Genomic DNA, 11088 nt, shown 5'->3' on the forward strand with positions numbered 1-11088 from the left:
TTCTTGACGCAACGCCCCGGCTCTTCACGAGCCGGGGCGTTTCTCATGAGCGGAGGCGGCGCGGGCCGGTGTCCGGGCGTACGCCGTGATCGCCGAACTCGACAGCGGCGTGCAGCACCGAGAAGCCGTCCGGGCGCATCAGCACCGGGTTGAGCAGCAGCGACCGGACCCGTGGGTGCTCGTCGGCGAGCCGGCCCACCCGCAGCAGCAGGTCGATCAGCGCGTCCCGGTCGACCGGGGTGGAGCCGCGGTACCCGTGCAGCAGCGGGGCCGCGCGGGGCTCGTCGACGAGCGCCTCGGCGGCCCGGTCGGTCAGCGGGGCGGCTCGCCAGGCCAGGTCGCCCAGCAGCTCGCTGGCCACGCCACCCAGGCCGAACCCGACCACCGGGCCGAACGCCGGATCCTCGACCACCTCGATCACGCACGCCACGCCCGGCGCGACCATGGTCTGCACGAGCACGTCCGGGCCGAAGGTGGCGGCCAGGTCGCGGTAGGCCGTGCGTACCGAATCCTCGTCGGCCTGGGCCAGCCGCACCGCGCCGAGGTCGATCCGGTGCCGCAACCCACCGCCTGCCGCCTTGAGCGCGACCGGATAGCCCAGCTCGGCCGCCGCGGCGACCGCTTCGTCCGCGGAGCGGGCGAGGGTCGAGGGAACCACCGGGATCCCGTAGGCCGCCAGCAGCTCCACCGGGGTCGACGCGGATTCCGCGGCGGCCGCGTCCACCCCGGCCAGCGCCGGCATGACCCCCGGCGGACGACGCAGCCAGTCCGCGTAGTTGACCACCCGGGCCAGCGCGCGGACCGCCTCCTCGACCGACGGATAGGCCGGCACCCGCGGCGGCACCCGGCCGAACACCAGGGTGGCCACCGTCGGCTTCTCGCCGGCCAGGGCGACGCTGGCCAGCGCCACCGCGAAGTCCGCGTCCTCCTCGGTGAGTTGCTGGCCGGGCACGGCCGGGGCGAACACCACCACCAGCGCGTCCACCCGGTCGTCGACGGCGGCGTCGGCGAGCGCGTCGGCCAGGTCGTGCGCGGTGGCGAGCGGGCTCAGGTCGTGCGGATAGCCCTCGGCGATCACCAGCCCGGCCGCCCGGCAGGCGACCTCGGCCAGCGCCGCCAACGCGGACGAATTGCCGACCACTGCCACCCGGCGACCGGCCGGCAGCGGCTGGTGGGCGAGCAGCATCCCGACGTCGAACAGCTCCTGCACGGTGTCCACCCGGATCACCCCGGAGCGGGCGAACAGCGCGGTCACCGCGTGCGCGTCCGGGCCCGGCATGTCACCGGCGAGACCCGGCGGGCGGGTCGCCGAGGCCACCGCGACGACCGGTTTCACCCGGCTCATCCGGCGGGCCAGCCGGGCGAACTTGCGCGGATTGCCGAACGTCTCCAGATAGAGCAGCACCACGTCGGTGCCCGGGTCGTCGCGCCAGTACTGCAGCAGGTCGTTGCCGGAGACGTCGGCCCGGTTGCCGGCCGACACGAAACTGGACAGGCCCAGGCCACGGCGGTCCGCCTCGGCCAGCAGCGCCACACCGAGCGCGCCGCTCTGCGCGAAGAAACCGACCCGCCCGGCGGCCGGCAGCCGGGGCGCCATGGTGGCGTTCAGCCGGACCTCCGGGTCGGTGTTGGCGATCCCGAAACTGCTCGGGCCGACCACCCGCAACCCGGCCGCGTGTGCGGTTTCGATCAGTGCCCGCTGCTGTCGGGCACCCTCCGGGCCGGCGTCCGCGAACCCCGCCGAACCGATCACCACGCCGCCGGCGCCCGCGGCCGCCGCGTCGGCCAAGGCCTCCGCGACCCGCCCGGCCGGGACCGCGATCACGGCCAGGTCGATGGGTGTTCCGGCATCAGACGCTTTCCGGTACGCGGTGAGCCCGGCGACCCGTTCCGCCGTGGGATGCACCGGGACGATCCCGCCGGTGAAGCCGCCGTCCCGCAGATTGCCGAGTATCGCCGCGCCGATCCCGTGCCCGCTCGCACTGGCACCGTAGATCGCGATGCCGCGCGGGGCGATCAGCCGCGCGATCGACCGGGACTCGGTCAGGTGCTCGCGGGACTCCTGCACCTCACGGGACTTCTCGGTGGGCGCGATCGGGAAGCTGAGATGGACCACGCCGTCGGCGTACCGGCGCTGCACCTGATAACCGGAGTCGCCGAAGACCCGCAGCATGCCGCCGTTCTCCGGGAGCACCTCGGCGACGAAGCGGGTCAGGCCGTGGTCGCGGGCCGCGTCGGCGAGGTGCTCGAGCAGCACCGAGCCGATCCCCCGGCCCTGCTGGGCGTCCTCCACCACGAACGCGACCTCGGCCTCCGGGGAGTCCGGGCCGAGCCGTTCGTACCGGCCGACCGAGGTGATCCGGCCGTCGGCGGCGACCGTCACGAACGCCTCCCGGTCGCGGTGGTCGACGTTGACGAACCGCTGCAGGTCGCGTTCCGGAATTCGCGGGTAGGGCGAGAAGTACCGCAGGTACCGGGTGCGGTCGCTCATCCGGGAGTGGAACTCGACGATGGCCGGAGCGTCCTCGGGGCGGATCCGCCGCAAGTGCACGGCGGTGCCGTCGGCCAGTAGGACGTCTGCGCTGCGCTCCATGGCTCAGTCTTCAATCACGAGGGTCGTGGGGATCCAGCCCGTGCAGCGGGAACACCGCCAGGCGGGCCGCGAGGATGGCCCGGTCGACCGGGTCGGTGTCGGTGCCCGGTGACCAGGTCTCCTGCGGCGGCGGGGTGCCGTCACCCATCATCTCCGGCACGGGTGTGCCGGGGCGACGGTCGGCGGCGAGCTTCTGCCAGGACTTCGGGACCCGGGTGACCGGGTCCAACGGCTCACCGGAGGCCACCGCGAGCAGGTGCGTCCACGCCCGGGGCACCACCTCGACCAGCGCGTACCCGCCACCGCCCATCGCCACCCAGCGGCCCTCGCAGAGCTCGTCGGCGAGCGCGCGCATCGCGATGTACGCCGCCCGCTGGCCGTCCACCGACAGCTGGAGATCGGCGAGCGGGTCGAGCCGGTGCGCGTCCGCGCCGCACTGGCTCACGATGATCTCCGGCGCGAACGCCCGGACCACCGACGGCACCACCGCGTGGAACGCCCGCAGCCAGCCGGCGTCGCCGGTGCCCGGTGGCAGCGGCACGTTCACCGCGGTGCCCTCCGCGCCCGGGCCGCCGGTCTCGTCGCAGAACCCGGTGCCCGGGAACAGCGCCAGCGGCGTCTCGTGCAGGCTGACCGTGAGCACCCGCGGATCGTTGTAGAACACCGCCTGCACCCCGTCGCCGTGGTGCACGTCGACGTCCAGGTAGGCCACCCGCTGCGCGCCGTGGTCCAGCAGCCAGGCGATCGCCACCGCGGGGTCGTTGTAGACGCAGAACCCGGCCGCCCGGGCCGGCATCGCGTGGTGCAGGCCGCCGGCCACGTTCACCGCGCGGCGGGCGGCGCCGTGCCAGACCGCCTCGACGGCCGCGATGCTGGCGCCGCAGATCCGCGCCGAGGACTCGTGCATGCCGTCGAAGACCGGGTTGTCCGGGGTGTTCAGGCCCCAGCCCAGGAAGAACGGATCGATCGGGGCCTGGCGTACGGCATCGAGATAGTCCGCCCGGTGCACCCGGGTCAGCTCGGCCTCGGTGGCCGGCCGTGGCGTGATCAACTGCACACCCGGCCGGTTCAGGACACCCAGCTCACGGGCGAGCGCCATGGTCAGCTCTACGCGTACCGGGTTCAGCGGGTGGTCGCCCATGTCGTAGTCGAGCAGGGCCTTGTCCCAGACCACCGCCGTCGTGTCGTCCGCCATGCCGCCATGCTCCCACGGGTTTTCCGGTCCGGCTCGCGTCCCTCTCTCGGGGCACGCCGGCCCCCGGCTCGGGTAGGGTCTCCTGGCACTTGCTCGGGGCGGATGTCAACCCCCCGCCACGCGGTAACATCGCTGCTGGGAGGACCGCATCGTGAACGACCTTGTCGATACCACCGAGATGTATCTCCGGACCATTCTCGAACTCGAAGAAGAAGGCGTGCCTCCGCTGCGCGCGCGCATCGCCGAGCGCCTGCACCAGAGCGGCCCCACGGTCAGTCAGACGGTCGCCCGCATGGAGCGGGACGGTCTGCTCACCGTCGAGGGAGACCGTCACCTGGTGCTGACCGAGGAGGGCCGGGCCACCGCCGTCTCCGTCATGCGCAAGCACCGGCTTGCGGAACTACTACTGGTCAACGTGATCGGCATGCCGTGGGAAGAAGCCCACGAAGAGGCGTGCCGGTGGGAACACGTGATGAGCGACTCGGTCGAGCGCCGGGTCTACGAGCTGCTGAACAAGCCGACCCGCTCGCCGTACGGGAACCCGATCCCCGGGCTGGAACAGCTGGGCCTGTCCGACGACACCGTCGACCCGTTCGCCCACGGCGAGCGCAACCTGGCGTTCCCCGGCCTGACCGGCAGCGTCGTGGTGTCCCGGATCTGCGAGAGCGTCCAGACGAACGCGGACGTGTTGCGGCAGCTGCACGCCGCCGGCATCGACCCGGGTACGACGGTGACGGTCGCGCAGGAGCGGGACGGGGTGACCATCGACAAGTCGGGTGACAAGATCCGGCTGCCGCGTGAGGTCGCGTCGCGGGTGTTCGTCGCGGCTCGCTGATCTTCCACCGGCGGGCTCGGTCAGCCGTCGGTGGTGTCCATCGCCTTGGCAAGGTCGAGCAGCTTGGCGTTCATCTGGGTCACTGTCGCTTTCGACGCGCCCTTGGCGAAGGTGAACTTCAAGGTCTGCAGCTGCTCGGCCTCGCTCAGCCAGCCGATCTCCACGGTCGGGCCGTGCCCGCCGGTCGCCGCGCCGTTCAGCCGGTACGCGGCCTTGCCGAGGCCCTTGAGCTTGACCGCCTTCTTCGGCATCCGCTCGGCCAGGAAGATCTTGGCGTCCGCCTTGGTCTGCTCGACCACCGACACCGACAGGTCGGGCCAGGAACCGCTGACGGTCTGCACCACGCAGGTGGACGTGTCGTCGACCTGGTCGGAGGCGGCGACCCCGAACTGGACGCCGATCTTCTCCTCGATGAAGCCCCAGTCCCACAGGATGCACGCGCCGCCCGCGGAGGCGGCCGGCACCTGGGCGACGGTGACCGGGGGTAGCTTCGTCGGCACGTCTTCCTTCTCGTTGCAGCCGGACACGGCGAGCAACGCGACGACGCCGAGAACGGCGAAACCCGTACGCACTAGTGATTCCCTCCCGGTTCGGGGCACACCTTATTGCCCCGCGGGCGTGAGCGGAAGTGGCAGTCCATCGATGTACGGACAGTGACGCCGAGGTCGCACGGCGGGCTACTTGACATGGCTTGTCAAGTAGCGCACGATCAGGGCATGAGCAGTGGGTCCGGTGCGCTGGCGGAGCAGATCGCCCACCTGCTCGACGTGCGCCTGACCGACCCGCTGGAGATCCTGCTCGAGGGGGACGCGAGCGTGGACACGGTCCGCAGGCGGCTGCACCGGCGCGCGCTCGACTGGGCGGCCGTCATCGAGCACGGTCCCGAGCCGGACGCGGTGCGCACCATCGCCCGGCTGATCGCCACGCTCTATCCGGACGATCACGCGTTCGCGCCGCCGGTCGCGTGGTGGAGCACACCGCTCGGGCAGGCGGTGGCCCGCCGGGTGGGGCACCCGTTCGCGGCGTCGGTCACGTACGCGATGGCCGGCGCGATGCTCGGCATCAGCCGGCAGGGCGTGCACGACCTGATCCGCCGGGGCAAGCTCCCCCGGCATCCGGACGGCGGCGTGCCGGTCGACGCGGTCCGGGAACGCCTGCTGCGGGCCGAGTCCACGACCGGCGATCCCGGGCTTCAGTTCACGGAAGAGGAGGGGCAATGATCCACGACAGTCTTGTCGACGCGGGGAACGTGCAGATCGCCGTTCGCGACTTCGGGGGCGACGCGCCACCGCTGCTGCTCCTGCACGGCGCGGGCGGCAACCTCGCCCAGATGACCGTGCTGGCCCGCGCGCTGCGGCCGCACCACCGGGTGGTCACCGTCGACCTGCGCGGGCACGGCCGGTCCGCGGACGGGCCGTGGAGCTGGGACGCCGCGCTCGGCGACCTGGCCGCGGTCTGCGTGAAACTCGAACTCGACCGGCCCGCCGTGGTCGGGCACTCGCTGGGCGGCATGGTGGCCACGCTCTGGGGCGAGCGCCACCCGGAGTCCCCCGGCGTGGTGAGCCTGGACGGCAACCCGCCACCCACCCGGCCCGACCAGCTCCTCGGCCTGGACCGGGAGAAGGCCGAGGCCGAGCTGGAGCGCCTGGCCGCGGTCTTCGACATGGTGGAGGCCGCCGCCGGGCAGACCGTCGAGGCGGGCGAGCTGGCCGACCTGGTGGAGCGCCAGCAGATGGCGGCCCGGGACATGGGCGCCAACGAGAAGGTGTGGATCGAGGGCTTCCGCCGAAACCTGGTGCACGGCAAGGACGGCCGGACCACGTTCCGGCCCACCTTCGAGGTCGTGACCCAGCTCCGCACGCTGATGAACGAGCTCGACCTGACCCCGGTCCACGCCGCGACCACCTGCCCGTCGCTGCTCGTGCTGGCCACCCGCGACCTGCCGGAGCAGGAGCCGTTCGCCGACCTGTACGCGGCGCACCGCCGGTTCCTGCTGGCCCAGGCCCGGGCTGTGCCGAACCTGCGCCACCTGCAGCTCGCCGACGCCTCCCACGCCATGGTGGTCGAACAGCCCACCCTGCTCGCCTCCGTGATCACCGACTTCCTCACCGAACACCGCTGACCCCGCCCGGCGGCAGCCCGCGTGTGAAGTTTGGGCGCGCTCCGCACCCAAAAACCCCACACAACGCTCGTCACCAGCTTGCGTGTGAAATTTGGGCGCGCAGCGCACCCAAAAACCCCACACAACGCCCGTCGCCAGCTTGCGTGTGAAATTTGGGCGCGCACCGCACCCAAAAACCCCACACCGCTCGGGGTTGGGGTGACCTTGAGGAGCGCGGACGTCGCCCGGAGGGGGTCGCGCTTTGGACGCGTAGCGGCCAGCGGCGCCCGGAGGGTCCCGGCGGGAGCGGCGATCTGTACCCCAGCGGACGCACGACATCGATCTTTTGAATTTGATCTTGATTTTGCCGGCCGTTCGACAGACCGGTCCGCGGGTGGCGGCTGCGGTCAGGGGGCCGGCTTGGCGGCGTGGGAGGTGGCCAGGCCGATGAGGAGGGCGGCCAGGACGCAGAGCAGGCCGTTGCGGGGGCCGAAGTGTTCGGACAGGAAGCCGATCAGCGGGGGCCGGCCAGGAAGGCGCCGTAGCCGATGGAGCCGGCCACCGAGACGCGCATGGCGGCGCGGATCGGGTCGTCGGCGGCGGCGCTCATGCCGATCGGGAAGCCCAGCGAGGCGCCCAGGCCCCAGAGCAGGGCGCCGGCCAGGGCGAACGGGATCGAACCGCCGAAGACGACCAGCAAGAGGCCGGCCAGCGCGGCCAAGGCGGTCACGCGGAGCACCGGGACACGGCCCCAGCGGTCGGTGGCCTGGCCGCCGACCATGCGGCCCGCGGTCATCGCGGTCACGAAGACGCCGAAGCCGATCGCGCCCATGGTGTCGCCGGTGTGATAGCCGTCGACCAGGCTGATCGCCAGCCAGTCGTTGGCGGTGCCCTCGGTGAAGCCGAACCCCAGCATGATCAGGCCGATCAGGACGGTGCGCGGCTCGCGCCAGACCTGACCGGCGGTGATCACGGGACGGGCGCCGGGCTCCGGCTCGACGTGCGGTAGGAAGCGGCGGACCACCACGATCTGGACCGCGACGATGACCGCGGCCGTGAGGTACAGCTGGGCCCAGACCGGCAGGCCGACCGCCGCGGTGAGCGCGCCGACGCCGGCGCCGCCGACCGTGCCCAGGCTGAAACCGGCGTGGAACCGGGGCATGATCGTGCGCTGCAGGCGGCGTTCGACGTCGGCCGCCTCGACGTTCATCGCGACGTCCCAGGTGCTGACCCCGAAACCGCAGAAGAGCAGGGCGGACCCGGCCAGCGCCACCGAGCCGAGCAGCGTGCCGGTGGCCAGCGCGACCAGGCCGAACACCATCGACATGCTGCCCAGCAGCACCGCACGGGCCGGGCCGGCGCGCTGCACCAGCGGGCCGGCCAGCGGGATCGACGCGACCGAGGCGCCGGACATGCAGAGCAGCAACAGGCCGAACCCGGCGGTGGAGAGCTCCAGCCCGTCCCGGATCGCGGGGGCCCGGGCCAGCCAGCCGGCGATGGCGAGACCGTTCAGGGCGAACGTGACCCCTACCGCGATCTTGGCGGTCTGCACCCGGGCCGGGAGGACGTCGATGCTGCTCACCGGCTGAACTTACACGTTAAAGCGGAGGTGCTCCGGTGAGCCCGGCAGCGGGGGCGGAAAGACCGCGTCCCACAATGGGCGCGAAGCGACATCTTCTCGCCCCGGTTCGCCGCGGCGCATCGATGGATCCGCGCCGCCGTGACCGGTGGCGCATCGAGGGATATGGAAGGAGGGCGACATGGGCCGGCCCGAGGAACTGCAGGCGGAGGCGCGATCCGTGCTCGCGCTGCTGGAGCCGCTGGGACCGATCACGCCCACCGGCAGCTATGTGTCCGGACTGCTGGTCTGGCGCGACCTCGACGTGATGATGCTCGGCGGCCCGGAGTTCAGCCCGGCCGACGTCGTCGCGCTGCTCGGCAAGGCTGTCGGGATCCCCGGGCTGACCGGTTTCGCCTACCGGGACGAGCGTGGTGACCAAAGCCCGGATGCACGACACCACGTCACGCTCACCGTCGGCGACTGGCGTGTGGACCTGTCGATCTGGCTGCACGACGACCACGCCGCGGCGAGTGAGTGGCACGCCGGGCTGGCCGAGCGGCTGACCGACGAGGAGCGGCAGGCGATCCTGGCGATCAAGTCGGTGTGGCACAGCCGGCCGGAGTACCCGGGCGGGTTCGAGGTCTGCACGGCGGTGCTGGAGCACGGGGTGCGGACCGCGGTGGACTTCGGCAGCTGGCTCCGGGACACCCCGCAGAAACGCTGAGACGCAGACGGGCCGTGCGCTGACGCGCACGGCCCGTTCCACGCTTACCGCCTAGCTGTTCCTGGGAACTTGGGATGTGTCTCCCGTCGTCGGGTGTCTCCCTAGAAACCAAATTCTCGGCATCTCATCCCAGACTGCAAGACAGGGAGCGCCTCTTCGAGTTCGTCAGTCACCGGGGTACGCGCGACGCCGCCGGATCCTTGAAGACCGTCACGGTACCTGTAGCAATCGCGAGTTCGTTGGCCTTGGCATCCCCGTCGCGCAGTGCCACCACAAGAGTCGGTGTCTCGTTGTCACCAGCGACCGCGAGCACCACGGCGTTCAAGCGATCGATGGTGGCACCACCCTTGTCCACCAACGCAAGTCGCCTTCCGTCGCGAACCAGCAGCATCTGGATAGGATCACCGGCTCGCAAGCCCCCGTTCAACACGGTTGCCCGAGAGACCGCGAAGCCGTGCACGGTCAGCGTTCCAGGAAGCACGCTCGCGATGTTAGGTGCGATCTGTCCCTGGCGTAACGGCTGATCTTTGGTGACGGCTGTGAGAGTTAGCCGACCTTCAACCGGCAGAGTGGCGTAATCGTTCTGACCCTCAGCGGCCCGCGTGCCGAGTATCACGTCGTCGGCGGTGATTACCTGGTAGGCCGCGATGTCCCGAACGGCGATCAATACCGGAACCTGCTGCGGCTCGCGGGTGCTCGCGAAAACCACGCCAGCTAGAGCGAGCAGCGCCACAGCGATTAGGAATCGCGACAGCGGACCTGCCTTCAGCCGTCGAGGGTCGGGGGGAACCTCAGCCGGGCTGGCGTTCGGCACGCGAGTCCTCGTGCCTGGAAGTAGGGGCCTCGGAGACCCCGTCAGCCCGGGCCTTGGCGACTGAGATACCGGCGCATTGGCTGGAACAGCGTCCGTCTCTGCAGGTACGGAGACGTTGGTCGGCACGTCGGGCGGCCCGGGCTGTTGGGAACCGGCGGACGGCTGGTCGGGCTCGGTCGGGCTCATCAGAGCACTGTATTGTCGGTCATGAATCCTCTGGTGCCGCCACGCCATTGCCATACTTCCAGGTCGGCAAGACACGTCGGCCGATCAGTGCCCCCAAAGCCTGCCACTGCCGGCGTTCCTCGGTGATGTCGTGTACGGGCGGCAGGTTGAGTCTCCGCAATAATTCAAGGCGATAGACGTCGAAGATCGACCGCAGTTGCTCACCGTACTCCGCCGCCGCGACGATCGCGGAAAGGTACGCGGCATAAGCACCAGCCGAGCCGACGGCGAAACACACGACGGCGACCAGTGGTGCGCCTTTGACAAGCACTACAGCTACTGGCGCGGTGGCGGTGAATGCGGTGAACCATAGGGACAATACCAACAGGAATTCCATGGAGGACCGGGCACCCTCAACGTCATCGATCGCATCGCGCGGCAGCACCTGATATAGGCGCGGCCAGATGAGAATCATCTCGGCACCATAGCGCTGCTCGGGATAGCGCTCGGCTGCCCGCAGAACGTTGCCTAGACGTGTCGGCAGCACCTCGCGCGGCGGTGGGTAGCGACTGTATTGCAAGTACCAGTGCTGACGGCCCCGTTTACCCAGCTGGTAGCTGAGGGCTTCGTGCCACTGCTTGCCAACCCGATCGATCCAGGGCCACCGCCAAAGCGGGTAACCCTCGAAGAGTCGCACAATGTTGCGCCACTGACTAGCCAAGATAACCGCTCCGAACCAGCAGAGCGTGAAGTAGCCGACGACGATGAACGCCTTCATTCCGATTGAGAATTGAGACCATTCGGCTACCAGCTGATCAATCTTTCTCGACTGGACGAGCGCGGGCAACCCAACGATGGGGAGCAGCAACACAACCGGCAGGAATGCGTTAGTCAGAAATCGCCGCTCGAGAATTGAGGCGGCACGGTCGACCATACTGTCGATCACAGGAAGCTCGATCGCTCGGGATCAATGAAGACCTGATGGGGCTCAGATTCGGAGCTGTCCGAACAGACGTAATACTCGGTGTACGGCCCTTTCCAACAGTCGTGGTCGCAGAACAGCCACGCGCGGAGCATGACGGGACTGGCATGACGGAAAT

Annotated in this window: 9 protein-coding genes and 1 pseudogene; 4 read left to right on the forward strand and 6 right to left on the reverse strand. The window is 70.4% G+C overall.

Annotated elements, in window-relative coordinates:
* Nucleotides 1-43: 43 nt before the first annotated feature.
* Together Apa02nite_RS09015 and Apa02nite_RS09020 are read right to left on the reverse strand one after the other, a co-directional pair.
* Nucleotides 44-2593 (reverse strand): bifunctional acetate--CoA ligase family protein/GNAT family N-acetyltransferase, encoded by a 2550-nt coding sequence (locus tag Apa02nite_RS09015; RefSeq protein WP_203824645.1) that lies wholly within the window; start codon nt 2591-2593, stop codon nt 44-46.
* Nucleotides 2594-2603: 10 nt separating this feature from the next.
* Complete coding sequence (locus Apa02nite_RS09020; RefSeq protein ID WP_203824646.1) at nt 2604-3788, reverse strand: acetoin utilization protein AcuC; 1185 nt, start codon at nt 3786-3788, stop codon at nt 2604-2606.
* A 148-nt stretch (nt 3789-3936) separates the two neighbouring features.
* On the opposite strand from Apa02nite_RS09020, the gene Apa02nite_RS09025 reads away from it, so the two are divergent.
* Nucleotides 3937-4623, forward strand: a complete 687-nt coding sequence (locus Apa02nite_RS09025) for an iron-dependent transcriptional repressor DtxR (protein ID WP_083971222.1) — start codon at nt 3937-3939, stop codon at nt 4621-4623.
* 20 nt (nt 4624-4643) lie between these two features.
* Here the strand turns inward: Apa02nite_RS09025 and Apa02nite_RS09030 are convergent, their stop codons facing one another.
* Complete coding sequence (locus Apa02nite_RS09030) at nt 4644-5195, reverse strand: hypothetical protein (protein WP_067689409.1); 552 nt, start codon at nt 5193-5195, stop codon at nt 4644-4646.
* A 144-nt stretch (nt 5196-5339) separates the two neighbouring features.
* Here Apa02nite_RS09030 and Apa02nite_RS09035 point away from each other — a divergent pair, with 144 nt between their 5' ends.
* Nucleotides 5340-5843, forward strand: a complete 504-nt coding sequence (locus Apa02nite_RS09035) for a helix-turn-helix domain-containing protein (RefSeq protein ID WP_203824647.1) — start codon at nt 5340-5342, stop codon at nt 5841-5843.
* Nucleotides 5840-6745 carry an alpha/beta fold hydrolase gene (locus Apa02nite_RS09040; RefSeq protein ID WP_203824648.1) on the forward strand — a complete coding sequence of 302 codons (906 nt, stop codon included), beginning with the start codon at nt 5840-5842 and terminating at the stop codon, nt 6743-6745. Before Apa02nite_RS09035 ends, Apa02nite_RS09040 begins: the two co-directional genes overlap by 4 nt.
* Before the next feature lie 386 nt (nt 6746-7131).
* On the opposite strand, the pseudogene Apa02nite_RS09045 reads toward Apa02nite_RS09040, so the two are convergent.
* Nucleotides 7132-8306, reverse strand: a pseudogene (locus Apa02nite_RS09045) (MFS transporter).
* Between the two features lie 178 nt (nt 8307-8484).
* Here Apa02nite_RS09045 and Apa02nite_RS09050 point away from each other — a divergent pair.
* On the forward strand, nt 8485-9009 hold the full coding sequence (locus Apa02nite_RS09050) for a hypothetical protein (protein WP_203824649.1): 525 nt from the start codon (nt 8485-8487) through the stop codon (nt 9007-9009).
* A gap of 169 nt (nt 9010-9178) precedes the next feature.
* On the opposite strand, the gene Apa02nite_RS09055 is transcribed toward Apa02nite_RS09050, so the two are convergent.
* Nucleotides 9179-9742, reverse strand: a complete 564-nt coding sequence (locus Apa02nite_RS09055) for an SAF domain-containing protein (protein WP_203824650.1) — start codon at nt 9740-9742, stop codon at nt 9179-9181.
* 286 nt (nt 9743-10028) lie between these two features.
* On the reverse strand, nt 10029-10934 hold the full coding sequence (locus Apa02nite_RS09060; protein WP_203824651.1) for a hypothetical protein: 906 nt from the start codon (nt 10932-10934) through the stop codon (nt 10029-10031).
* Nucleotides 10935-11088: the final 154 nt, after the last annotated feature.

Origin of the sequence: Actinoplanes palleronii (assembly GCF_016862315.1) — a bacterium.
Lineage (GTDB): Bacteria > Actinomycetota > Actinomycetes > Mycobacteriales > Micromonosporaceae > Actinoplanes > Actinoplanes palleronii.

What these genes read in the sequence shown, in the direction of transcription:
- Apa02nite_RS09015 (WP_203824645.1), bottom strand. Translation starts at nt 2,593, where the DNA reads ATGGAGCGCAGCGCAGACGTCCTACTGGCCGACGGCACCGCCGTGCAC.
- Apa02nite_RS09020 (WP_203824646.1), bottom strand. Translation starts at nt 3,788, where the DNA reads ATGGCGGACGACACGACGGCGGTGGTCTGGGACAAGGCCCTGCTCGAC.
- Apa02nite_RS09035 (WP_203824647.1), top strand. Translation starts at nt 5,340, where the DNA reads ATGAGCAGTGGGTCCGGTGCGCTGGCGGAGCAGATCGCCCACCTGCTC.
- Apa02nite_RS09040 (WP_203824648.1), top strand. Translation starts at nt 5,840, where the DNA reads ATGATCCACGACAGTCTTGTCGACGCGGGGAACGTGCAGATCGCCGTT.
- Apa02nite_RS09050 (WP_203824649.1), top strand. Translation starts at nt 8,485, where the DNA reads ATGGGCCGGCCCGAGGAACTGCAGGCGGAGGCGCGATCCGTGCTCGCG.